General features: G+C 50.2%; 20 protein-coding genes. 6 read left to right on the top strand and 14 right to left on the bottom strand.

What is annotated here, in order from left to right; all coding sequences use genetic code 11:
- Positions 1–33 precede the first annotated feature (33 nt).
- The 3 genes from ACFQ2T_RS14500 to birA are packed head-to-tail and all read right to left on the bottom strand — an operon-like array spanning position 34 to position 2,587.
- Positions 34–804, bottom strand: a complete 771-nt coding sequence (locus ACFQ2T_RS14500; protein ID WP_379035695.1) for an SPOR domain-containing protein — start codon at positions 802–804, stop codon at positions 34–36.
- Between the two features lie 2 nt (positions 805–806).
- A complete protein-coding gene (locus ACFQ2T_RS14495) occupies positions 807–1,601 on the bottom strand; it encodes a type III pantothenate kinase (RefSeq protein WP_379035693.1) in 795 nt (264 codons plus the stop codon).
- The gene (gene birA, locus ACFQ2T_RS14490; RefSeq protein ID WP_379035691.1) at positions 1,598–2,587 is read right to left on the bottom strand and encodes a bifunctional biotin--[acetyl-CoA-carboxylase] ligase/biotin operon repressor BirA; all 990 of its coding nucleotides are present in this window, start codon (positions 2,585–2,587) and stop codon (positions 1,598–1,600) included. The genes ACFQ2T_RS14495 and birA overlap by 4 nt, the downstream gene beginning before the upstream one ends.
- A gap of 167 nt (positions 2,588–2,754) precedes the next feature.
- Between birA and ACFQ2T_RS14485 the strand changes: the two genes are divergently transcribed.
- The 5 genes from ACFQ2T_RS14485 (at position 2,755) to ACFQ2T_RS14465 (ending at position 10,485) form a co-directional block, all read left to right on the top strand.
- Positions 2,755–4,533, top strand: coding sequence for a glutamine--tRNA ligase/YqeY domain fusion protein (locus tag ACFQ2T_RS14485; RefSeq protein ID WP_379035689.1), 1,779 nt, complete (start codon positions 2,755–2,757; stop codon positions 4,531–4,533).
- Positions 4,534–4,542: 9 nt separating this feature from the next.
- Positions 4,543–5,097, top strand: a complete 555-nt coding sequence (locus ACFQ2T_RS14480) for a flavin reductase family protein (protein WP_379035687.1) — start codon at positions 4,543–4,545, stop codon at positions 5,095–5,097.
- Between the two features lie 326 nt (positions 5,098–5,423).
- On the top strand, positions 5,424–7,667 hold the full coding sequence (locus tag ACFQ2T_RS14475) for an HAD-IIB family hydrolase (protein ID WP_379035684.1): 2,244 nt from the start codon (positions 5,424–5,426) through the stop codon (positions 7,665–7,667).
- A gap of 11 nt (positions 7,668–7,678) precedes the next feature.
- A complete protein-coding gene (locus ACFQ2T_RS14470; protein ID WP_379035682.1) occupies positions 7,679–9,628 on the top strand; it encodes an alpha-amylase family protein in 1,950 nt (649 codons plus the stop codon).
- A gap of 20 nt (positions 9,629–9,648) precedes the next feature.
- Positions 9,649–10,485 (top strand): mechanosensitive ion channel family protein, encoded by an 837-nt coding sequence (locus ACFQ2T_RS14465; protein WP_379035680.1) that lies wholly within the window; start codon positions 9,649–9,651, stop codon positions 10,483–10,485.
- Between the two features lie 3 nt (positions 10,486–10,488).
- Here the strand turns inward: ACFQ2T_RS14465 and ACFQ2T_RS14460 are convergent, their stop codons facing one another.
- From ACFQ2T_RS14460 to rlmE, 5 genes are all read right to left on the bottom strand, one after another.
- Positions 10,489–10,974, bottom strand: coding sequence for a hypothetical protein (locus tag ACFQ2T_RS14460; protein WP_379035678.1), 486 nt, complete (start codon positions 10,972–10,974; stop codon positions 10,489–10,491).
- Between the two features lie 19 nt (positions 10,975–10,993).
- Positions 10,994–12,346: a phosphoglucosamine mutase gene (gene glmM / locus ACFQ2T_RS14455; protein WP_379035676.1), complete on the bottom strand. Its 1,353-nt coding sequence runs from the start codon at positions 12,344–12,346 to the stop codon at positions 10,994–10,996.
- A gap of 19 nt (positions 12,347–12,365) precedes the next feature.
- On the bottom strand, positions 12,366–13,190 hold the full coding sequence (gene folP, locus ACFQ2T_RS14450) for a dihydropteroate synthase (protein ID WP_379035674.1): 825 nt from the start codon (positions 13,188–13,190) through the stop codon (positions 12,366–12,368).
- Positions 13,191–13,262: 72 nt separating this feature from the next.
- Positions 13,263–15,179, bottom strand: a complete 1,917-nt coding sequence (ftsH, locus tag ACFQ2T_RS14445; RefSeq protein WP_379035672.1) for an ATP-dependent zinc metalloprotease FtsH — start codon at positions 15,177–15,179, stop codon at positions 13,263–13,265.
- Between the two features lie 147 nt (positions 15,180–15,326).
- Complete coding sequence (gene rlmE / locus ACFQ2T_RS14440; protein ID WP_379035670.1) at positions 15,327–15,947, bottom strand: 23S rRNA (uridine(2552)-2'-O)-methyltransferase RlmE; 621 nt, start codon at positions 15,945–15,947, stop codon at positions 15,327–15,329.
- Between the two features lie 54 nt (positions 15,948–16,001).
- Between rlmE and yhbY the strand changes: the two genes are divergently transcribed.
- On the top strand, positions 16,002–16,310 hold the full coding sequence (yhbY, locus tag ACFQ2T_RS14435) for a ribosome assembly RNA-binding protein YhbY (RefSeq protein WP_379035668.1): 309 nt from the start codon (positions 16,002–16,004) through the stop codon (positions 16,308–16,310).
- A gap of 55 nt (positions 16,311–16,365) precedes the next feature.
- Here yhbY and ACFQ2T_RS14430 read toward each other — a convergent pair whose 3' ends face one another.
- From ACFQ2T_RS14430 to ACFQ2T_RS14405, 6 genes are all read right to left on the bottom strand, one after another.
- Positions 16,366–16,821, bottom strand: a complete 456-nt coding sequence (locus ACFQ2T_RS14430; RefSeq protein WP_379035666.1) for a DUF4149 domain-containing protein — start codon at positions 16,819–16,821, stop codon at positions 16,366–16,368.
- 69 nt (positions 16,822–16,890) lie between these two features.
- Complete coding sequence (gene greA / locus ACFQ2T_RS14425; RefSeq protein ID WP_379035664.1) at positions 16,891–17,373, bottom strand: transcription elongation factor GreA; 483 nt, start codon at positions 17,371–17,373, stop codon at positions 16,891–16,893.
- Between the two features lie 114 nt (positions 17,374–17,487).
- Positions 17,488–20,703: a carbamoyl-phosphate synthase large subunit gene (carB, locus tag ACFQ2T_RS14420; protein ID WP_379035662.1), complete on the bottom strand. Its 3,216-nt coding sequence runs from the start codon at positions 20,701–20,703 to the stop codon at positions 17,488–17,490.
- Positions 20,703–21,842 carry a glutamine-hydrolyzing carbamoyl-phosphate synthase small subunit gene (gene carA / locus ACFQ2T_RS14415; protein ID WP_379035660.1) on the bottom strand — a complete coding sequence of 380 codons (1,140 nt, stop codon included), beginning with the start codon at positions 21,840–21,842 and terminating at the stop codon, positions 20,703–20,705. Before carA ends, carB begins: the two co-directional genes overlap by 1 nt.
- A gap of 189 nt (positions 21,843–22,031) precedes the next feature.
- Complete coding sequence (gene dapB / locus ACFQ2T_RS14410; RefSeq protein ID WP_379035658.1) at positions 22,032–22,838, bottom strand: 4-hydroxy-tetrahydrodipicolinate reductase; 807 nt, start codon at positions 22,836–22,838, stop codon at positions 22,032–22,034.
- A gap of 42 nt (positions 22,839–22,880) precedes the next feature.
- Positions 22,881–25,232 carry a L,D-transpeptidase Cds6 family protein gene (locus tag ACFQ2T_RS14405; protein ID WP_379035656.1) on the bottom strand — a complete coding sequence of 784 codons (2,352 nt, stop codon included), beginning with the start codon at positions 25,230–25,232 and terminating at the stop codon, positions 22,881–22,883.
- Between the last annotated feature and the right edge of the window lie 154 nt (positions 25,233–25,386).

Genomic DNA, 25,386 nt, shown 5'->3' with positions numbered 1-25,386 from the left:
ACCGCGGGCTTTTTGTTTGATCCAGCAAAATACTTACTGACAAGGTATTTCTTTCAGTACCGCATCGGGGAACTGCGATTGTGATTTCTGCAAACTGGAAAATTGCTGTGCATTCACATGTTGCAGTTTAATCGCCGCCTGCCCCTGTCCGCCGTTGCGGGTGGATTTAATCAGCAACCTGACACCTTTAGCTTTCAGGTCTTCCATCAATTTATCTGCCAGCTTTTGATCGCGGAAGACACCGAATGAAATCGCGTTACGCCATTTCGGGTCATCCTGCACAATAAAGAAATCTTCTACTCCCAGTTTGCGTAGCTCATCTGCTTTTGTTTGCGCAGCTTCGGCAGTAGCCATCGGTGGTTTATAAATCCAGTAACGGATATTCTCCGGTCCATATACAGTCTGGCCGACCTGTGTTTTGATATTTAATTGTTGGGCTAAACTAACAGCCTCATTCACCCTGGCGGTATTGAAACTGCTCCACTCATAACAAACTCCAGGCACCGCCGGACGAGATTCAGCTATTTTAAGGGGTTCTTTTTTATCTGCAAGCTTGCTTTCAATAGCAGGCGCCGTTGAAGCAGCAGTCTCCGGAGGTGATGGGCTGGCAACCAATGAAGTGTCCTGTGCCGGGGCCACCGTGCGTTTAGGATAAGTTTCCAGCGCGCTCGCGCTGAGTAACTTGATTTGTTCGGGATGGACTTCGGGTTTGAGGCTACTCACAGAGGGCGACAAGGCATCGCGCTTAAAATAGGCAAACACGACCACATTTAGCAATAGCAGTATCCAGAATAATCTTTTCATTGTTATGTACTTTCAGCCAAACAGGCCAGCCCCTTTAATACCAGATTATCCACAATAATGGCGTTCAATGACAATGCATCCGGCAAATATCTCTGCAAGATCATCGCATCGCCACCACTTAATACCAGAGCGGGCTGACGTCCGTTTGTCAATGCCTGTAACTGGGAAAATTGGCTTGCCATGGGCGCGATCAATCCCTGTATGCAGCCAGTCCACATTGCCTGCTGGCTGTTACGGGCAAAACCATTGGATATGGCTGTATTGTGAGGATACTCATAATCGAGCTGCGCGGCACCCTGTTGCATGCTTTTCCACATCAGGTTGAGACCAGGCTGTATGCTGCCTCCGGCAAAAATGGCAGTCTTTTCCTCAGCCTCAGGTTGAGTCACAAGCGCATCCATCGTCATTGCCGTACCGGCGGTGACCACCAAGGCATCCTGTTTGTGTAATCGCCACACCGCCAGCAAACTACACCAGCGATCGCTGCCCAACTGCGCTGGCATGCTGTAACTGTTATTCAGGCCTGATGCGCTAGGGGAGGCTTTGATTAATTTCACTTTTTCTTTCACCGCATCAAGTGACTCCAGCCAAAGAGCGCCGGCCACATTACTCACCCATATTTCTTCTGCCTGTGCCATTGCGGCATGTAATGCCTGGCTATCTGCGCAGTGGCTATCATGTAACCATAAGTTGTTTTCCAGCGCGGCCACCTGCAAATGCGTATCCAGTGTCAGCGACTGTTCAGGACACCATGCCCACTTGGTGCGGGTGTTCCCGGCATCGATCAGCAGCTTCATGCCGCGCTCCGCACGCTGATTTCACCTGCATTAAAACGCTGGCGGCCATTGGCTGTTTCGACCAGCAAACTGCCCTCTTCCGCCACGCCTACCACTTGCCCCGGCACCACCTGTCCGTTCGCCATTAATAGATTCACCGGCTGCTGATGAAAAGCATGATGCGCCATCCAGGCTTCCTGGAAATAACTAAAACCATGCTCGGTAAACTGGTTTAAATGCAGCGCCAGTGCTGCCAGGCAACGGCCTAATAATTCATTGGCATTAAGGGTTTGTCCAAATAGCTGGTTCAAACCCAGCACTGGCTGCTCAATCTGCTGACGCATGGCCTGCTCAATTTCCAGGTTAAGCCCTATGCCTATCACCGCCGCGCTCGGCCCTTCCATATCACCTTGCAGCTCGATCAAAATGCCGCCCAGCTTGTGCCATTGCCCCTGGTACATGACAACCAGGTCATTCGGCCATTTTAGTTGCACATCATTCAGACCAATTTCATGCAATGCGCGCAGTAGCGCCAGACCAATGACCAGGCTCAAACCTGACAAACCGGCCGCACCACACTGAAAACGCCAGAGAAGAGAAAAAGTCAGGCTGCCACCTAATTGGGAAAGCCAGGTGCGGCCACGACGGCCACGTCCTGCAGTTTGAATCTGTGCCACGGCACAGGTGCCATGCGCCACACCACGTACGCTTTCCTGCATCAAATAGCGATTGGTCGAATCGACTTGCGCCAGTACTTGCAAATGGAACCATGGTGCATACTCGCCACAGGCCTGCAAAACGGCATCCGCATCCAGCAATGTGACCGGCTTGGGCAAACGGTAACCGCGGCCACGCACTGAAAAAACCGTAATGCCTAATGTCTGGGCAACCTGGATGGCGTTATATACCGTGGCACGCGTGACGCCGAATTGCTGCGCCAGGGCTTCACCAGAGTGAAATTTGCCATCGGCCAACACCGCCAATATAGGAAATGCCAGTTTGTTCATCGAATTATTTTTTTAGGAATGTTCAGCACGTTAATCTTAGTTCGCAGTTTAGCATAGACGCCCTGCGCAGCCGTTTGATTAAAGCCAGGAACAAAGCGTATTAACCGTTTTGGGTCGAGTCATGAAGCGTGTAAAATAAGCACACTTCAGAAACTTCAAGATTCGCCATGTCTACAGAAAAAGAACCGATTCCAGCCGCCTCCAACTTTATTCGTGCCATCATCGAAAAAGACCTGGCCGAAAACAAATATGCACAAAAGCACTGGGCTGGTTCACCAGGCGATGCCGCCCATCAATCCACTGGTCAGGTAGACTTCGCTAAAATCCGCACCCGCTTTCCGCCAGAGCCGAATGGCTACCTGCATATCGGTCACGCCAAATCCATTTTTCTGAATTTCGGCCTGGCGCGTGATTACAACGGCGTTTGCCACTTGCGTTTTGACGACACCAACCCGGAAAAAGAAAGTCAGGAATACGTAGACAGCATCTCTGACATGGTGCAATGGCTGGGTTTTGGCTGGAACAACAATACGCCTGACGGTGCTGAGACCAACCTGTACTTTGCCTCGGATTATTTTGATGTCATGTACCAGGCCGCAGAAGCGCTGATCACGCATGGCCATGCCTACGTTGACGAACAAACTGCCGAAGAAGTGCGTATCAACCGCGGCACCTTGACTGAGCCGGGTAAAGACTCGCCTTTCCGCAATCGCAGCGTAGAAGACAACCTGCGCATCTTCCGCGAGATGCGTGATGGCAAACACGCCGATGGCAGTATGTTGTTACGCGCGAAAATCGATATGGCGTCGCCTAACATTAACATGCGCGACCCGGCCATTTACCGTATCCGCCGCGCGCATCACCACAATACTGGTGACGAGTGGTGCATCTATCCGATGTATACCTTTGCCCACCCGATTGAAGATGCGCTGGAGCAAATCACCCATTCCATCTGTACACTTGAATTTGAAGATCAGCGCCCGTTCTACGACTGGCTGATGGCGCGCCTGGTGGAAGCCGGCTTGCTGGCAAACCCGGTGCCTTACCAATATGAGTTTGCACGACTCAACCTGACCTATGTTGTGCTTTCAAAACGCAAACTGATTCAACTGGTAGAAGAAAAACACGTCAGCGGCTGGGATGACCCGCGCCTGCCAACTTTGGCTGGTGCACGTCGCCGTGGTTACACGCCGGAAGGCTTCAAGCTGTTTACTGACCGTATCGGCGTTTCCAAAGCCGATTCTTGGATTGATTACAGTATTCTTGAAGACTGCATGCGCGAAGTACTCAACGAATCCGCACCACGTAAAATCGCAGTGCTCGACCCGATCAAACTGGTGATTGATAACTACCCTGAAAACCAGGAAGAAGACTGTTACGCACCCAACCATCCACAAAAACCGGACCTGGGAAAACGCGTAGTCAAACTCTCTAAAGAACTCTGGATCGAACGTGAAGACTTTATGGAAGAACCTGCCAAAGGCTACTTCCGCCTGTTCCCGGGTAATATGGTGCGCCTGCGCTATGGCTACGTGGTCAAATGCCTGGGCTGTGAGAAAGATGCAGCGGGAAATGTCACTATTGTGCATTGCGAATACCTGACCGATACCAAATCCGGTACGCCAGGTTCAGACAGCGTCAAAGTCAAAGGCAATATTCACTGGGTCAGCGCAGCACATGCTTATGAGGCTGAAATCCGTCTTTACGACCGCCTCTTTAAAGACGCGCATCCAGGTAGCGGCGACAAAGATTTTTTGGATGACATTAATCCGGACTCAGTCAGATCAATCACCGCTCAATTAGAGCAAAGTGCTCAAGAAGCCAATGCCGGGGATATTTATCAATTTGAACGCCATGGCTACTTTGTGGCTGACCGCAAAGACAGCGTGCCAGGCAAACCTGTGTTTAACAGAACGGTTACATTGCGTGATAACTGGCAGAAATAAACATATCCCATGCATCCAGTAGAACTCACTAAAGCTTTCAGACTAGTCAACCACGGCCCGACAACCATTATCACATCTGCCCATAACGGCAAGGTGAATATCATGGCGGCCGCCTGGGTATGCGCTTTGGACTTTAAACCACCCAAAGTGACGGTTGTAATTGATAGCAACACTTACACCCGTAAGCTGATTGAGGCTGAAGGTACGTTTGCAATTAACCTGCCCTGCGTGAAGCAAATCGAGATGGTAAAAAAGGTAGGCAATATCAGTGGTGCCGACTTCCCAGACTCTGACAAATTTGCTGAATACGAAATTGAAACATTTACCGCCCAGGAGATCAGCGCGCCTTTGGTCAAAAACTGCGTAGCCTGGCTGGAATGCAAGATCATCTCTGAACCGAATAACCAGGACATTTACGATTTATTTATTGCTGAAGTGGTGGCAGCGCATGCCGATGAACGTGTATTCAGTGACGGCCATTGGCACTTTGACGGACATGACGATTTACGCACTATCCACCACGTTGCAGGTGGCGTATTTTTCGCCACTGGTAAGGAATGTTAATACTCCAGCAACTGATACTTATTGCAGCTAAATTGCTTTACACAAGCCCTGCGCATCCCAGCAGGGCTTTATTTTCAGACGATTCCTACAGACCAAACCTAAACTTCTGTTGTACGCTAGTGTCACTTTATATATCAATTTTGCTGGTTAGTGACACGGTGCTTTCTCATGAAAGCGACGAAACGGATGCCGATGCATTCAAACAAGCAAATATTATGTGCATCGCACGCTTTCCAATACATCACTAGCTAGCTGTAAGCATAGACGATTGGCCCACTGGCTGGCTGATATGTCGTTCAGGTTTTATAAATTGCTGTTAGGAATGTATGCGTGCAACACATCAACAAAAAAACGATCCCCTCTATGTATTGCTCATCAGCGTTCATGGCTTAATCCGCGGTGAAGAGCTGGAGCTAGGTGTGGATGCAGATACCGGCGGCCAGTGTACTTATGTTCTGGACCTGGCCAAAGCACTGGCCGATCATCCCCAGGTTGGCAAAGTGGATTTGCTCACCCGCTTGATTGAAGACCCTGATGTAAGCGCTGATTATGCGCAACCTGAAGAAAAAATCAGTGATAAAGCACGTATTATCCGCGTGCCGTGCGGACCAAAACGTTACCTGCGTAAAGAGGTTCTGTGGCCGCACCTGGATCAAATGGTAGACCGTTGCCTGCATTATTTACGTCAGCAGGGGCGCCTGCCGGATGTGATCCATTCACATTATGCCGATGCAGGCTATGTGGGACGGCAGCTGTCCATGCTATTAGGCATTCCACAAGTGCATACAGGGCACTCTCTGGGCAAACCCAAGCTGGAACGCCTGCTCTCAAGTGGCCGCAAGGCAGAAAAAATCGAGAAACAGTTTAATTTCGAACGTCGGATCGCTGAGGAAGAAGCCCTGGTGCAACATGCCTCGCTGATTGTGACCAGCACGCGCCAGGAGGTTGAGCTGCAATACGGCATGTATAACCGCACTGATCCCAAACATTTCCGCGTGATTCCGCCAGGCACCGATACATCAAGATTTTTACCGCCGGGCAGACGGCCTATTTCCAGCACGGTTGAGCAAAGCATTAATCGCTTTCTGGATAACCCGAAAAAACCAATGATTCTATGCATATGCAGGCCGGAGCTACGTAAAAACATCAAGGGCCTGGTTACCGCTTATGGCAATAACCCGGCTTTGCAGCGCCGAGCCAACCTGGTGCTGGTGGCAGGTAGCCGCGAAAATATCCGTGAACTGGAAAAATCACAGGCAACAGTGCTCACAGACCTGCTTCTTGATATCGACGCTTATGACTTGTGGGGCAAAGTATCCATCCCTAAAACACATGCGCAGGAAGATGTGCCTGAAATGTATCGCATGGCTGCCAAAAGCCGCGGCATATTTATCAATGCGGCATTTACCGAGCCTTTCGGTTTAACCTTATTGGAAGCAGCCGCTTGCGGATTGCCGGTGATCGCGCCGGACGATGGTGGCCCGCGCGATATCCTGGCTAATTGCCATCATGGCTTGCTGGTGGATACCCTAGATAGTAACGCCATAGGTGACACCCTGCTCTCGGCACTGACCGATAGGAGCCGCTGGCGGAAATGGTCCAAGAGCGGTGTATTAAATGTCAAACGCCATTACACCTGGGCAGGGCATGTGGATAAATACGTCAAGGAAGTGTTTAACTTATTGCACAAACAGCGCAAAAACTTGCGCAGAAAGCAGATTGCCACACATAACGGCAAGTCGCAGATTCCACTGGCACAACATGCTTTTATTACGGATATAGATAACACTTTATTAGGCAACCGCGAGGGGCATGAAGCCCTGGTGGATTGGCTGAGAAACAACTCAGGCTACAATATTTTTGGCATTGCCACCGGTAGGCCTCTGGAAAGTGCCGTAGATATTTTGCGTAAAAATCGTATTCCTATTCCGGATGTGCTGATCACTTCTGTCGGTTCTGAAATCCACTATGGCGTGCGTTGCATTCCTGATGTTGGCTGGTCTAACCATATCCGGCACTTATGGCGTCGGGAGTACCTGCTGGAAGCGATGAAAGAAATTCCCGGCCTTAAATTGCAGGCAGCAGAAAATCAGCGTGAATTCAAAATCTCTTATATCGTAGACCCAAAAAAAATGCCTGCGTTAGATGAGATTCATGCGCTCTTGCGTAAAGAGCACCTGCATGCCCAATTGATTTACTCACATGGTGAATTCCTCGATTTGTTACCCATTCGCGCCTCTAAAGGCCATGCAATCCGTTACCTGTCTTATAAGTGGGGCTTGCCATTAGCCAACTTCCTGGTCTCGGGTGATTCGGGCAATGATATCGAAATGCTGATGGGCGACACCATGGCGGTGGTGGTGGGTAACCATAGCGAGGAGTTGACGTATCTCAAAGGCACCAACCGCATTTACTTTGCCGAGGCCAGTTATGCGCACGGCATTCTGGAAGGCATGCAGCATTACAAATTCGGGGCGCCTGCCAATGCTGGCAAAGCCACGGGCGAAACACAACCCTCCCGTGCATCAAAGAAAAAAACGCACCATGATGTTGATGAAAAAGTGATTTAGGAGCATTCACAATGTACGAACAAATCTCGCATTCTTTGTTGAATGACATCCTGACAAAACACAAACAGCCGCAAGGTGAAGACTGGCAGCATTTTTATACGCGGCTGGGTGCCAACTTTTATGCGATTTATTCGCTGTTCCAGCATTTATACGGCCAACGCGAAGACTTTAAGCCGCAGCTGGCAAGCCTGGTCTCTGTGCTATCCAGGCAATATGCCCAGCGTGCTCCGCATCTGAGGTTAAAAGACCTGGAACGTGAAAAAAACCACGACTGGTTCATGCAACAGAAACTGGTCGGCATGGCCCTTTATTGCGAAGGCTTTGCCGGTAACCTGGCGAACATGAAAGACAAGCTGGCTTACCTGCAAGAGCTGGGCGTCAACCTCGTGCATATCTTGCCTATCTGTGACTGTCCCGAGCAGGCGAACGATGGTGGCTATGCCGTACGCGATTTTCGCAAAATTGATCCCCGCTATGGCTCTATGGAAGACCTGGAGCAATTGATCTCTGCCATGCAGCAATCCGATATGCTATTAACGCTGGACGTGGTCGCCAACCATACCTCTGACGAACATGCCTGGGCGCTGAAAGCCAAGGAAGGCGATCAGCATTACCAGGATTACTACTATATGTATCCTGACCGCGCCGTGCCGGATATGTTTGAAGCCTCGATGCCGGAAGTGTTTCCCGAGCATGCGCCGGGCAGTTTCACCTTTAATCCGGAAACCGGAAAATGGGTGATGACTGTTTTTAATAATTACCAATGGGACCTCAACTACACAAACCCGGCAGTATTAATTGAAATCGTCGATATCATCCTGTTCTGGGCTAACAAAGGAGTAGATATTTTACGGCTGGATGCTGTGGCCTTTCTCTGGAAAAAGATAGGCAGTACCAGCCAGAACGAGCGCGAAGCCCACCTGATCCTGCAACTATTGAAAGATTGTTGCCAGGTCACCGCGCCAGGGGTCATTTTTATCGCTGAAGCGATTGTCGCACCGCTGGAGATCATCAAATACTTTGGTGAAGATGCGGTGAATGCCAAGGAATGTGAAATTGCCTATAACGCGACCTTTATGGCCTTGTTATGGGATGCGGTCGCCACCAAGAACACGGTTTTACTGACCAATGGCGTGAAAGATTTACCAGAAAAACTGGACAGGGCCACCTGGCTGAATTATGTACGTTGCCACGATGATATCGGTCTTGGCTTTAGTGACCAGGCGATTATCGCATCCGGTTTTGAACCGGTCTCGCACAGACGTTTCCTGGTCGATTACTACACCGGCCAATACCCTGACTCGAATGCACGCGGCTTTGCCTTTGGCGTGAACCGTAAAACCGGTGATGCCAGGATTTCCGGTGCGCTGGCTTCACTGGCCGGGCTGGAAACGGCGCTGGCTAACAATGACCAGCCTGCGGTTGACAATGCCATCCTGACCATCGTACTGCTGCATAACCTGATCATGTCGTTTGGCGGTATCCCGCTGCTTTATTACGGCGATTCGGTAGGCACCCTGAACAATGACGGTTATTTGCAGGACTCTTCTAAAATGAACGATAACCGCTGGGTGCACAGACCGACACTGGATTGGGATGAGATGGCGCTAAGGAATGAGCCTGGCACCGTGCAGCAACGCCTGTTCAGCCAGATCAAGCAGATGATCGCCATCCGTAAAGAGATATCTGCATTTGCCGATTTAAATAACCGTGAATTGATTGATATGGTTAATCCGCATCTGTTTGCCTTCAATCGTTATGTGCAAACTGGCATGAACCCGAAAGTGGTGGTGATTGCCAACTTTGATGTGCATACGCAGCGCGCCGCCCTGCATTTGTTTAAACAGAAAGGTCTCAAAACAGACGGTACATTAATCGACTTATCCAGTGGTCAGGTGGTGCAGATAGAAGATGATGCCATTGTGATACCGAAATTGACGGCTTACTGGTTACCTGTTTAAACATTGAGAAAGGGCCCTGAATGACAGAATGGTTTACACACTTTGGCATTGCTAACCCGGCAGAGGCGCTGATACTGACCAAAACCCTGCTGCGTATTGCCATCATTATCGGCATTGCCTATTTTCTCAACCGCGTTAGCAAACGTGCGTTGGAAGCCTTGCGTGACAGCCTGAGCAATAAAACAGTGAATCACGTGGAAGAAATCAAGCGCATCAATACCGTGACCATGGTGCTGCGCTACATTATCACCACAGTCATCATTGCTATTACCATTGTCGAAGTGCTGCATGAATTGGGGATTTCAATTGCCCCGGTACTTGCCGCTGCCGGCGTGGTTGGCCTGGCGATTGGCTTCGGTGCGCAGAGCCTGGTCAAAGATTATTTCACCGGCTTCTTTCTGCTGCTGGAAAACCAGATCCGCAAGGATGATGTGATTGAGGTAGCCGGGAAATCTGGCCTGGTGGAAGCCATTACGCTACGCTACATCAAGATGCGCGACGATGACGGCAATGTACACTATGTGCCTAATGGACAGATTCTCACTGTGACTAACCGTTCACGCGACTTTTCCTATGCGGTGATCGAGGTGACCGTGGCTTACGAAGAAAACATTCCTGAAGTGATCCAGATCATGCAGCAGGTGGCTGACAATTTATCTCAGGATGGCGTGTTTAAAAATAAAATCCTGGGATCGGCCGAAATCAGTGATATTGATAAACTGACAGATTCTGCTGTGGTCATTCGTTGCCGTTTCAAGGTATTGCCGCTGGAAAAGGCTGTGATCAAGCGGGAATATTACAGACGGATTAAAAGTGCGCTCCATCAGCAACAGATCGAATTGAAACCTAATTCTTGAAAATTAAAGACCGGCCTGGCGCCTTCTCTTTTGTCGCTGCCGGTAAGCCAGCAGCAATATAATCCCCGCCACGTTCGGGAACCAGATATACCAGTTTGACCAGGGAATACCGTCAATCTTGAAATCTGAAATCGGCCAGAACATGGGTGTAGGGAAGTATTGCAGGCTGTGGAACGGGAAATCCAGCGTGATATGAAATGGCCAGCCCAGCATGGCGAATGCGATATCCTTACGCCAGATAGCGACAAGTCCAATCACTGCAAAGGCAATCACGAAGCTGTGGCCTACGGTATAAGCTGGATAAATCCAGGCAGGTAATGTTGCCAGTGCAGGTTTGCCCCAGCGATAAGTCCCATCGATCACACGCGTGAGCATCAGCGCACCGAAAGAAATCAGGTCAGGCATGGCACCCATGAGGGCGGCGAATTTCGGATATTTGCGAATGCCGAAAAGGCCATATCCCCACAGCGCGTGACTAAAGGTATCCATGCCAAAACTCCCTGTTTAATTAAGCGGCCAGCTGGCGAATCACAGCTGCCAGTGCTTCTGCCTGCGATTGAACGAGTGACTGGTTCAGGCCTTCCACCATGACGCGGATTTTGGGTTCGGTACCGGAAGCACGTAGTAATACCCGGCCTTGTCCATTCAGTGCGGTTTCTGCCTGTTTCACGGCATCCTGCACGGCATTCTGCTCAAGATCCAGCTTCTGCTTGGTCGTCACATTGATCAGCACCTGCGGATACAGCGCGAGATCAGCGCCAAGTTGCTGCAGGGTTTTGCCGCTGTTCCGCAATGAATGTAACACCTGCAGTGCCGCAATAATGGCATCGCCGCTGCTGTGTTGATCCAGGGTCAGGATATGGCCGGAGTTTTCGCCACCCAGTGTCCAGTTTTTGCTTTGCAATAATTCAAGCACATAACGGTCGCCCACTTTGGCACGGCCAAACGGAATCTGGTGTTTTTGCAGCGCGTGTTCCAGCGCCAGGTTGGTCATCAGCGTGCCTGCTACGCCGCCCTTGAGCTTGCCTTTGGCATAGAGGCCCATGGCGATGATATACAGCAATTGGTCACCATCCAGCAAATTGCCGGCACCATCCACCATCATGACGCGGTCACCATCGCCATCAAATGCGATGCCCAGGTCTGCCTGATATTCAACCACGGCTTTCTGCAAGGCTTCAGGATGCGTAGAACCGACTTTTTCATTGATATTGAGGCCATCAGGCTGGTTACCAATGGCAATGACTTCGGCCCCCAGTTCATGAAACACGTCTGGCGCTACGTGATAGGTTGCGCCATGGGCACAGTCGAGCACGATTTTCAGGCCGCGTAAATCCAGGTGGTTGGGAAAAGTACTTTTACAGAATTCAATATACCGCCCGGCCGCATCATCTACGCGCTTGGCTTTGCCCAGTTTGGCTGATTCCATCACCTGCATGGGTTTTGCAATCTCAGCCTCAATTGCAAACTCCACATCGTCGGGCAATTTGCTCCCTTGTGCGGAGAAGAACTTGATGCCGTTATCGTAATACGGGTTATGTGACGCAGAAATCACGATACCCGCCTGCGCACGCAATGCGCGGGTCAGATAGGCAACGGCGGGAGTAGGCATGGGGCCGGTAAGCAAAACATCCACACCTGCAGCTGACAAACCTGCTTCCAGTGCGGCTTCCAGCATATAGCCGGAGATGCGTGTATCTTTACCGATCAATACCGTAGGACGTTGACCTTTGGGTAATTGCTCCTGGTTGGCTAATACCCTGCCCGCTGCATAACCCAGCTTCATGACGAATTCAGGATTGATGACTGACTCACCTACGCGTCCGCGGATGCCATCAGTGCCAAAATATTGTTTACCCATACCTGTTTACTTCCTTGATTTATTTAAGTGCTGTGACAACTTTTAATGCTTCTACAGTGGCTTTGACATCATGTACCCGCAATAGATGCGCACCCTGCATGGCACTCACCACGGCAGCGGCAACACTGGCATACAAACGGGCATCGACATCGTTACCGGTCACCTGCCCCAGGACGGATTTACGCGACAGGCCGACCAGCAAGGGACAGTCCAGGTCTAGCAACTCCGCCAAGGACTTAGCCAAAGTAATATTATGCGCGCGGGTTTTACCAAAACCAAATCCAGGGTCTAGCATAATGCGTTCAGTCTGAATACCAGCAGCCAGGCAGGCATCACGTCGCGCGCGTAAGAAATCTTTTACCTCAGTCACCACATCTTCGTAATGCGGATTGTCCTGCATCGTTTGCGGTGTACCCTGCATATGCATCAAGCAAACACCTACGGTACTTTCTGCAACGGCTTCAATCGCTTCTGATTCCTGCAATGCACATACATCATTCACGATGCTGGCGCCTGCCTTGATCCCCGCGCGCATGACGGCGGGTTTGTAAGTGTCGATAGAAATAGGGACAGGAATATTGTGTGCAACCAATGCTTCAATCACCGGAATGACACGCTTCAACTCTTCTTCAAGCGGGACAGGTGTGGCATTTGGCCGGGTGGATTCACCGCCGATATCAAGCACGGCAGCACCCTCTTCGATCAATTTCAGGGCGTGGACGACAGCAGATTCAGTACAAGTGAACTGACCACCATCAGAGAAAGAGTCCGGGGTTACGTTGACGATTCCCATCACCTGAGGTGTGCTTAAATCTAATGTAAATGCGCCGCAGCGAAAGTGCATAAAAATTAATTCTTTTGAAAAAATAAAGGCTGGCAAAAGCCAGCCTTTATATTCTAACTTAAAGCCCTGAGTCTATTGATTATTTAAATCAGTTTCGTCAGTTTTCGCCGTGGGTTGTGGCGATGTATTGACCACAGTGCCACCTGTACCACTGCCACCGCTAGTCACGGTAGGACCATTTTTTGGTTTAGCAGGACGCACAGGCAAACCTGCCATGATGTCGTTGATCTGGTCAGCATCAATGGTTTCCATTTCCATCAATGCCTTGGTCATGGCTTCCACTTTGTCACGATTCTCTTCCAGCAATTTACGCGCAAGCGCATATTGCTCGTCCAGAATACGGCGGATTTCCGCATCTACCTTTTGCTGGGTCGCTTCAGACACAGTACGGGAAGACATGTTACCCATCCAGGAATCCTGCTCGCTACCTGCATACACCATGGTACCCAGGCTATCTGACATACCGTATTTGGTCACCATATCGCGCGCCAGTTTGGTCGCACGCTCGAAGTCGTTTGAAGCACCGGTAGACATCTGGTGCATGAAGATTTCTTCAGCAATACGGCCACCGAACAGAATAGAAATATCATGCAACATTTTGTCTTTGTAGTTACTAATACGGTCATGCTCAGGCAACTGCCAGGTCAGGCCCAAGGCCCAGCCACGCGGCATAATGGTCACTTTGTGCACCGGATCAGCCGTTGGTAATAGCTTGGCAACCACTGCATGGCCTGATTCATGATAAGCCGTGTTCAAACGCTCTTCTTCACGCATGACCATGGATTTACGCTCTGGACCCATAAAGATTTTGTCTTTGGCATCTTCAAAGTCCTGCATATCAACAGTGCGCTTGTTACGGCGGGCTGCAAACAAGGCTGCTTCGTTGACAAGGTTAGCCAAGTCCGCACCACTAAATCCAGGTGTACCACGCGCCAGGATATCAGCCTTCACGTCCGGATCGATCGGCACCTTGCGCATATGCACATTCAGGATCTGCTCACGGCCTTTGATGTCTGGCAAACCAACCATCACCTGACGGTCAAAACGGCCAGGGCGTAACAATGCTTTATCCAGTACATCCGCACGGTTAGTCGCCGCTATCACAATTACACCAGAATTAGCTTCAAACCCATCCATCTCAACCAGCATCTGGTTCAAGGTCTGTTCGCGCTCATCGTTACCGCCGCCGGTACCGGCACCACGGTGACGACCCACCGCATCGATCTCATCAATAAAGATGATGCACGGTGCATTTTTCTTGGCATTTTCAAACATATCGCGCACGCGCGCAGCACCAACACCGACAAACATTTCTACGAAGTCAGAACCGGAAATGCTGAAGAATGGTACTTTTGCTTCACCGGCGATGGCGCGTGCCAGCAAGGTTTTACCCGTACCCGGAGGGCCTACCATTAATACGCCACGTGGAATGCGACCACCCAGTTTCTGGAACTTGCTTGGATCTTTAAGAAACTCAACCAGTTCAGCGACTTCTTCTTTCGCCTCATCACAACCCGCCACATCGGCAAATGTAGTACTGTTATTCGACTCGTCTAATTGACGCGCCTTGCTCTTACCGAACGAGAATGGACCACCGCCCTTGCCGCCGCCCTGCATCTGGCGCATAAAGAATATCCATACACCGATCAGCAAAATCATCGGGAACCAGGAGACGAAAATACTCATGAGCATGGATTCGCGCTCTTCAGGCTTGGCATCTACAATCACGTTATTTTTCAACAGGTCAGAAACCAACCATGGGTCTGATGGCGTAAAAGTATCGTAGTTTTTACCTTCATTGGTTGTGACGTGCAGATTACGCCCGTCAATCTGGACTTTTGCCACGCGGCCATCCCTGACCTCTTGCATAAATTGTGAGTAAACCACCTGACCGCTATTCTTGCTGGTGCCGTTGAATTGATTAAATACCGTCATCAACAACAAGGCGATAGCTACCCAAATCGCGATATTCTTCAATAGATTGTTCAAGATGGTTCCTTAACTTAAAAACGAAAGGCGGGGAATATCCCTACTGGTGACAATGGAGGCAAAACCAAAATTTTCAAGCCTTAAATTGTATTGTATACATAAATTTTGGGTTATGCGATGAAACTAGACAGGAAAAACCATTGCATTTCAAGGTTTTCGATGTAATCCCAGCAAGTACACTTCACTACTGCGGTCACGAGAGGCTTTCGGTTTGCGCGTGACCACTTTATCAAACTGGCTACGCATTTGCTTAACGATTTCATCAAAACCGCTGCCTATAAATACTTTGACCAGGAAATGCCCGCCCGGTTTCAACCAATCCTGACAAAATTCCAATGCCAGTTCAGTTAAGTAACTTGCTCCTGCCTGATCGACATCTTTCAAGCCACTCATATTGGGCGCCATATCGGCAATCACTAGATCCACCAACTTATTTTTAAGACTCGCCTCCAGCTGCTTTAGCACTACTTCTTCGCGAAAATCGCCGCAAATGAACTCTACGCCGGGGATCGGGTGCATCTCCAGCAGATCAAGCGCGATGATGCGTCCTTGACCTTTCAAGCGTTGCACGGCCACCTGCGACCAGCTACCTGGCGTGGAGCCGAGATCGACTACCGTCATCCCCGGTTTGATGAGTTTGTCTTTATCGTCGATCTCCAACAACTTATACGCCGCACGGGCGCGGTAGCCGTCTTTTTGTGCACGTTTGACGTATTCGTCGTTCAGATGCTCCTGCATCCAGGCTTTGCTGGTTCTGGTAGGTTTCATAGGGTGATTATTCGCTTCGTGCTAAAATAGAGATTGTCTTGAAGGAATGCTTTTATGCAATTAAATAGTAAACAAATCGCACATTTACGTGGCCTTGCCCACACACTGAATCCAGTAGTCATGATAGGCAATAATGGCCTAACAGAAGCTGTGTTAAAAGAGATTGATCTCAACCTGAACGCGCATGAACTGATCAAGGTGCAGGTGTCAGGCGATGACCGCGCGTTACGTAAAACCATACTGGATGAAATTGCCACCAAGGTGAATGCACTTGCTGTTCACCACATTGGCAAACAACTGGTATTTTACCGCGCCAGTGACACTGTGAAAGCATCGGCAAAAATCGTCATACCGAAACTATAAAAAAACAGCTGGTTCGATTAAAAAACGCGCAAAAAAATGCGCGTTTTTTAATCGGCTAACTGGATTTAATCACCAACCATAAACCCAGCAGGCACTCCACCAGATAAGCGATACTGGCAATGCCATGCCAAGTTTTGAATCGGCTGGCAAAAACACTTTGCATCACATCATTAGGCAAAGCACTGGCTTTCAGCTGGGCTAACAAAGGTTGAATACCAAATTCTCCTACCAGCACCAGCACCCACATCACAAACACAATCCAGAACAGGCTTTGTTTAAAGGCTGAAAAACCATCCGAGGCCAAGCGCTGAATGAGTAGCCAGATGCCGCTGCCTATGCCAATATAGCTGACGATAGTAAACAGCTTGCCAGCCACCAGCCCGGCCAGTGACCTATCAAGAATGGTCTGGAACAACACACTTGCGGTGATGCCTGTCATCCACAATGCGCCCACCCAGAGAGTAATCAGCACCGGGGTCAATCCACCGACAAAACCAGCTTTACGTGCCATGTGTGCTTCCCTTGTATATGTGGAGCTTTGAAGTAAGTGCTTTTAAACAGGCACTTAAATATTAAAACACTATTTATAAAGCACTTCTATAATTTCGTATTCTTTAATACCACCTGGAGATTGCACTTCAGCCACTTCACCTTCGGATTTTCCGATCAGGCCACGTGCAATCGGTGAACTCACGGAGATTTTACCGTTTTTGATATCAGCTTCATCTTCACCAACAATCTGGTAAATTTTGCTATCGCCGGAATCCAGGTCTTCAAATCGCACTGTCGCGCCGAATACCACGCGACCTTCAGCATTTAAAGTCGTCGGGTCAATGATCTGCAGGTTGGACAGTTTGGCTTCCAGCTCGGAAATACGGCCTTCAATAAAACTTTGACGCTCTTTAGCCGCTTCGTACTCTGCGTTTTCTGACAAATCACCTTGTGCACGTGCTTCAGCAATTGCCTGAATGATGTTCGGGCGATCAACCGCGCGTAGACGTTGTAATTCTTCTTTTAGTAATTCTGCACCGAGCACGGTCACAGGAAATTGATTTACTGCCATAACGAAAAACCTTGAAAAAATTAGTATAAAAAAAATAAACCACACCCGGTCGAGCGTGGCTTATTTCAATAACAGTCAGTGCAATATTTCTTAATGCAACGACCTCAGTGTAAGTTATGCCAGACGTTTGTGCAAGTCTTGCACTGCATACACGTCCATATCCTTACTTTGTGCCATACCGATACAGGCAGCGCGTGCGCCAGCCAATGTCGTGTAGTAGGTCACCTTGTTTTGCAAGGCACTGCGGCGGATTTCATACGAATCGGTAATCGCTTTTTTGTCTTCTGTCACATTCACGATGAGACTGATCTCATTATTCTTGATCATGTCGACAATATGCGGCCTGCCTTCTGCTACTTTGTTCACCGGCGTCACGTCCAGACCCTGCTCGGACAAGGCACGTGCGGTGCCTTTGGTCGCCACGATGGTAAAGCCCAGGCTGACCAGATCTTTGGCGATATCAATGACTTTGCGGTGATCTTCATTACGCACACTGATGAAAGCACGACCACCGGTTGGCATTTTGACTGAGGCGCCTAATTGCGATTTGACGAATGCTTCAGCAAACGTATTGCCTACACCCATCACTTCACCAGTCGATTTCATCTCTGGGCCAAGAATAGTATCTACCCCAGGGAATTTGATGAATGGGAACACGGCTTCCTTGACTGAGTAGTAAGGAGGAATCACCTCTTTGGTCACACCTTGTGATTTCAGTGATTGGCCCGCCATACAACGTGCGGCAATTTTCGCCAGTTGCAAACCACAAGCTTTGGAGACGAACGGTACAGTACGTGAAGCACGCGGGTTCACTTCCAGCACATACACCACTTCCCCCTGCTCAGTGTTCTGCACAGCAAACTGCACGTTCATCAGGCCTTTCACGCCTAAGGCTTTCGCCATCTGCACGGTTTGGCTACGTAATTCATCTTGCAGCTCGTCACTCAAGCTGTATGGTGGCAATGAACAGGCTGAGTCACCGGAGTGCACCCCTGCTTGCTCAACGTGCTGCATAATGCCGCCGATCAATACATCTTCGCCATCACTTAGCGCATCCACATCCACTTCAATCGCGTCATTGAGGAAGCGATCCAGCAATACAGGTGATTCGTTAGACACTTTCACTGCTTCACGCATATAACGCTCAAGCTGGCTCTGTTCGTGCACGATTTCCATCGCGCGGCCGCCCAACACATACGATGGACGTACCACTAACGGGTAACCGATTTCCATCGCCAGGCGAATCGCTTCTTCAGGCGCGCGCGCAGTACGGTTTGGCGGTTGTTTCAGGTTCAGCTTGTGCAACATTTGCTGGAAACGCTCACGGTCTTCCGCACGGTCAATCGCATCAGGTGTAGTCCCAATAATAGGCACACCGGCTTTTTCCAGGTCACGCGCCAGCTTCAATGGCGTTTGGCCACCGTACTGCACAATCACGCCAACCGGTTTTTCGATATTCACGATTTCCAGTACATCTTCCAGCGTCACCGGCTCAAAATATAGGCGGTCGGAAGTGTCGTAATCGGTAGAAACCGTTTCCGGGTTACAGTTAACCATTATGGTTTCGTAACCATCTTCACGCATGGCAAAAGCCGCATGCACGCAACAATAGTCGAACTCAATACCCTGGCCGATACGGTTAGGACCGCCACCCAATACCATGATTTTCTTGTTAGTTGTAGGTAATGACTCGCACTCTTCTTCATAAGTAGAGTACATATAGGCAGTGTTGGTGGCAAATTCAGCCGCACAGGTATCCACACGCTTGTAGACCGGACGCACACCCAAAGCCTGACGGAAAGCGCGCACTGCGTGCTGGTCAGTATCCAGCAATTTAGCCAAACGACGATCCGAGAAGCCTTTCCGCTTCAGCCGGAATACTGTGTCTTTGCTCAGATCAGCAATGTGCTTGCCAATCAGGGATTGTTCCAGCTTGATGATTTCTTCGATCTGTACCAGGAACCAGCGGTCTATCTTGGTGATATCAAAAATCTCATCAGTGCTCATGCCCAGGCGGAACGCATCGGCCACATACCAGATACGCTCAGGACCAGGCTCGCCCATTTCCTTGACAATGCGGTCTTTGTCATCGGTCACGCTATCCAGACCGTCAAAGCCCACTTCCAGGCCACGCAAGGCTTTCTGGAATGACTCCTGGAAGCTGCGGCCTATGGCCATCACTTCACCGACAGACTTCATCTGCGTCGTCAGGCGGCTGTCTGCCTGCGGGAATTTTTCAAATGCGAAACGTGGCACTTTAGTGACCACGTAATCAATAGAAGGCTCGAATGAAGCCGGGGTCTGGCCACCGGTAATATCGTTGCGCAATTCGTCCAGCGTAAATCCTACAGCCAGTTTGGCGGCCACTTTGGCAATCGGGAAACCCGTCGCCTTTGAAGCCAGTGCAGATGAACGCGAGACGCGCGGATTCATCTCGATCACAATCATGCGGCCATCATCAGGGTTAATCGCAAACTGTACGTTTGAACCGCCGGTATCGACTCCGATTTCACGCAACACTGCCAAAGAGGCGTTACGCATGATCTGGTATTCTTTGTCGCTCAATGTTTGTGCAGGCGCTACGGTGATACTGTCACCGGTATGCACGCCCATAGGATCCAGGTTCTCAATCGAACAGATAATGATGCAGTTGTCCGCCTTATCGCGCACAACTTCCATCTCGTACTCTTTCCAACCAAGCAGAGATTCTTCAATCAACAGTTCATTGGTTGGAGAAGCATCCAGACCGCGTTCGCAGATAGCGATGAACTCTTCACGGTTGTAGGCAATACCGCCGCCACTGCCACCCATAGTGAATGATGGACGGATAATCGCCGGATAACCAATATTGGCTTGCACTTGCAGTGCCTCTTCCAGGCTGTGCGCAATCGCAGAACGCGCCGAACCCAGACCGATCTTGGTCATGGCTTCCTTGAATTTCTGGCGGTCTTCCGCTTTATCAATCGCTTCTTTGGAAGCACCGATCAGTTCGACGTTATATTTCTGCAAGACGCCATGCTTGTCCAGGTCCAGCGCACAGTTCAATGCGGTCTGTCCGCCCATGGTTGGCAGCAAAACATCAGGGCGCTCTTTTTCAATGATTTTTTCAACGATTTGCCAGGTGATAGGCTCGATATAAGTCGCATCTGCCATTTCCGGATCAGTCATGATGGTCGCAGGATTCGAGTTCACCAGAATCACGCGGTAACCTTCTTCGCGCAAAGCCTTACAAGCCTGGGCGCCGGAGTAGTCAAACTCACAGGCCTGGCCGATGACGATCGGACCGGCACCGATAATCAGGATACTTTTAATGTCAGTTCTTTTTGCCATTAGCTGGACTTTCTATCTTGCATTAACTGGATAAAGCGATCAAACAGCACGCTCATTTCTTGCGGCCCCGGGCTTGCTTCCGGGTGGCCCTGGAAGCTGAACGCAGGTTGGTCAGTGCGTGCAATGCCTTGCAGGCTGCCATCAAATAAAGAGACGTGCGTGATCTTAATATTGGCGGGCAAGGTGGATGGATCTGCCGCAAAACCGTGGTTCTGGCTGGTGATATACACGCGCTTGCTATCCACATCCTGCACCGGATGGTTGGCTCCATGGTGACCAAACTTCATTTTCAATGTTCTGGCACCGCTGGCCAGGGCCAGTAATTGGTGACCCAGACAAATACCAAAAGTAGGGATGCCGGTATCCACCAGGGTTTTGATGGCCTTGATGGCGTAGTCGCATGGTTCCGGGTCGCCAGGGCCGTTGGACAGGAAAATGCCATCAGGCTGATAAGCTAAAGCTTGCTCAGCGGTTGCCTGTGCTGGCAATACGGTCACTTTACAGCCGCGCGAAACCAGCATACGCAGGATATTCAGTTTGACACCATAATCGAATGCCACCACATGAAACTGTTGCCCGGCAGGTTTGTTGAAACCTTTGCCGAGCTGCCACTCTTGCTGGGTGAATTCGTAAGGCTCAGTACAGCTCACCACTTTTGCCAGATCCATGCCTGCCAACCCGGGGAAGCTTTGGGCGTAAGCCAACGCCTGCGCTTCATCTACAGTTTCACCGGCCATGATACAGCCAGCCTGCGCGCCTTTTTCCCTAAGGATACGTGTCAGTTTGCGCGTATCAATATCGGCAATCGCCACTACATTGTTTGTGTTGAGATAATCAGAAAGATTTTGTTCACTGCGGAAATTGCTTTCCAATAAGGGCAAGTCCCGGATAATCAGACCTGCAGCATAGACCTTGCCTGACTCTACATCTTCACTGTTGGTACCGTAGTTACCAATGTGTGGGTAAGTCAGTGTCACAATTTGTGCGGCATACGAAGGATCAGTCAGAATTTCCTGATAGCCGGTCATGGAGGTGTTGAAAACGACCTCGCCAACCGTATGACCCGAAGCGCCAATGCTAATGCCCTTAAAAACAGTTCCATCTGCTAAGACTAAAATCGCTGGAATTGTTTTTGACACCTTTAGCTCCTTAAGTTTGATACGAAACACATCCTTTAGAGGGTTTACGCAGTCGCTAGAATTAACATCAAGTACCGGTAAATAGATGTGCAAAACGGGAAAAGCTTTTTGGACTCTTCCCGTTTCAGAATTGCAGCATTATAGCCTAATATGACTGGTCACTCAAGAGCAGCCATACGCGTAAATGACTTAGTTTTTGTCGAAACCCAGCACATCGCGCATATCAAAAAGCCCGCTAGGTTTATCCGCCAGGAACTTGGCAGCGCGCAAAGCGCCCTGTGCAAACGTCGCACGGCTTGAGGCTTTATGCGTCAACTCTACCCGCTCGCCCACGCCAGCCAACACCACCGTGTGATCACCGACCACATCACCACCACGCAAGGTAGCAAAGCCGATAGTGCCTGCCTCACGTTCGCCGGTGACACCTTCGCGCGCATACACAGCACACTCCTTGAGTGCTTTATCAATCCCTTTGGCAGCAGCCTCGCCCAAACGCAAGGCTGTCCCTGAAGGCGCATCCACTTTGTGCCTATGATGCATTTCCACCACTTCTATATCGTAACCTTCATTGAGCACGCGCGCTGCCTGCTCTACCAGGTTGATCAGCAAAGTTACGCCTACACTCATATTAGGTGCAAAGACAATGCCTGTTTGTCTAGCAGCGGTTTCGATAGCAGATTTTTCCGTCTCGTTAAAACCGGTCGTGCCTATGACCAGCTTCACCCCGGCCTGCTCACAGGCCTGCAAATACTGCATGCTGGCTTCAGGGCGGGTGAAATCTACAAGCACATCAGCCCCTTGTAGTGCCGCAGCCACATCCGAAGTGATTTTGACGCCGGTTGCTTTACCAAACTGCTCACCGGCATCCCGGCCCAGCATGGCACTGCCTGCCCTATCCAGTGCCGCATGCAACTGCAATCCATCATCTGAAAACACACCATCCAGCAGGGCATGCCCCATGCGGCCTGACACACCTGCAATCACTACTTTTAACATAAATCGCTCAATACACTCTAATTCTTGTTGGTCAGGTTTTGATTAAAACCCGATTTGTTCCGGTGCCGCATCTGACTGTTCCGGGCTTGCTTCAGTAGCTGCCGGAGGGGTAGTCAGCTGTTGTTTTGCCGCTGGCAAATCGGTTGCGGTAGTGGCTGTCTCGCGCACGATCAACCAGTTTTTGGTAGCAGGGTCCAGCTTCAATTGCAATTTCTTAACCATCACATCGCGGTAGGCTTTTGCTGCGTACTTCTGGGTAAAGGTCGCCACAGCATTATCGCCATCACGCGTCACATTCACTGCATCAATTTCCAGGCTGATATTGCCCTGGTTGGGCGACAGGCGCTTCTTACGCTGCGCTTCCCAGGCACGCTTGTTAGGCAGGTCTTCAGGCACAAACTCAGGTGAATAAGCCGCCAGGTAGGTATTGATATTCTTGCTGCGCCAGGCTTGGGCCCAGGTTTCGATGGCAGACTCTACACTTGGCTCAGCTTCAACAGGAATCTCCACTTTGGTTTCTGAAGCCGGAGGCACTGCTACCGCCGCTTTATTAGGCAAAGCCACCACTGCAGGGACGACAGCAGATCCTAAAGGTGCAGTCCGCTCGCGCGTGATCAACCAGCGCTTCTGTGCAGGCTCATAACGCAACTCAAGTGTTTTCAGCAACTCGTCTTTGTAAGACTTTGTTGCATACTTCTGCTCAAACTGTACAACGGCTTCACCACCATCACGCTGCACTTGAAGACCATTCAACACCAGTGTGATTTCACCTTGCTTGGCTGACAGGCGTTGCTTGCGTTGCGACTCCCAGGCCTTTTTGCTTGGCACACCGTCAGGCACAAACTCAGGCGCGTAAGCGGCAAAATAAGCATTCATATCCTTGCTTCTCCAGGCTTGTGCCCAGGCAGCCACTGACTGATTGACGCTTGCATCACTTGTGGCAGAAGCTTGTGTTGCTGTTTCAGCGGCTGGCGCCAGCTTGTCTGCCTGAGGCGCTGCAGGTTTTAAAACAGATGCTGGTTTTGTCTCTGCCGCTGCCAATGATGCGCCAGTTGCGACTGCCGCATTTGCTTTAGGCGCGGATTTCACTGGAGGCGGAGGCAACTCAGGCTCAGGCTCCGGTTCAGGCAATTGTTCGGCAACAAAGGTTGGAGGCGGCTCAGCCGCTTCATTACTTTCCTTAGGCGCGACACCCTTTTCGGTCACCTGCCGCGCTTCTGCATCGATGGATGGCGCATTTGCTTCAGCCATATTACCTTTGATCATCTCCCCCTCGGTAGGGATGACTTGCTCAACATATTCCCCCTCGGCGATGTAAGGAATCACCTCATCATCGTCAATCAGAGCCGGGTCTTTGGTTTTAACGATAGTAATTCCCGTTTGTTTTGGGGTGGCGGCCGGCACTGCAGGTTTTGTATCAACAGGCTTTGAAGATGCTTGTTTCGAGGGTGTCGCCTTGGCTGCTGCGGCAATGGCCACCGGCGCTGCTGCTACAGCAGGTTTCACTGGTACAAGCACACTTTTTGCAGCAGGTGCTGGCGGTGGCGTGACTTTAGCCGGGGGTGGCAACACCGGCTCAGGTTCTGCCACTACTGCTGGCGCTGCGACAGCTTGCTGCTCGAATACGGGAGGAGGCTCTACAGTCTCAGCGGCCTTCGCAGCCAAAGTTTTCTCGTTCACAGCATGCGCATTCGCCTCAGCAGCCTGGTTAGCACTGGCATCAAGATTACCTTTTGCCATTTCTTGCGGGGTCGGTGCTCCGGCATATTCCCCTTCAGGAATATGAGGCACAACCTCGTCATCAGAGATTGTTGCCGGTGCAGAGGCTTTGGCAGCATCTGCCTCAGAGATTTTGGCTGGTTCAGGTGCTGGCTCTGAAGGTGCCGCAGTCACCTGAGGTGATGCAGGCTCTGGGTTGGCTTGTTGATTCACTGGAGCAGGCGGTGTTGCAACTGCATTTGTCTTGTTTTCTTCCGTAGCGATTGCAGCAGCAGCAGCGCCAGCGCCTGCTGCTCCGGCTTTGGTGGCTTCATCACCTTTCCAGAATTTCAGCTTATCTGACCAGCTTTGATCTTTAGCATCATCAACTTTTTGCTTGGGTGTTTCAGCAATGGTTTTAATCTCAGGATTTTCTGCTGATGGAATCACGTCTCCACGTACCGCCAGCAAGCTGTCTTTGTCAAAATCGAGAATAACACGGCGTTTTTCAACCACGGAACCCTGCTTGCGCAGTTCGTAAAAATAATCCCAGCGGTTGTCACGGAAACTATCTACAATCAGCGGTGTCCCCATGATGTAACGCACCTGGGAACGCGTCATGCCAGGACGCAGTTGCAGTAACATTTTGGAAGTCACTACATTACCCTGTTGCACTTCCATTTTGAAAGGCTTCATGGATGGAAGCTTTGCGCCACATCCACTCCCCAGCGATGCAACAACCAACACAAAAAAAATAGAATTACGCATTGGATTCACTTTATAATCGGTATATTGAAAACAAACATTAATATACCACGTAGTTTCGCAATCATAATATGTCGGACTACCT

This window comes from Methylophilus flavus, from assembly GCF_042678905.1.
GTDB classification, from domain to species: Bacteria; Pseudomonadota; Gammaproteobacteria; order Burkholderiales; family Methylophilaceae; genus Methylophilus; species Methylophilus flavus.
This window is presented reverse-complemented; position numbering and strand designations above follow the sequence as displayed.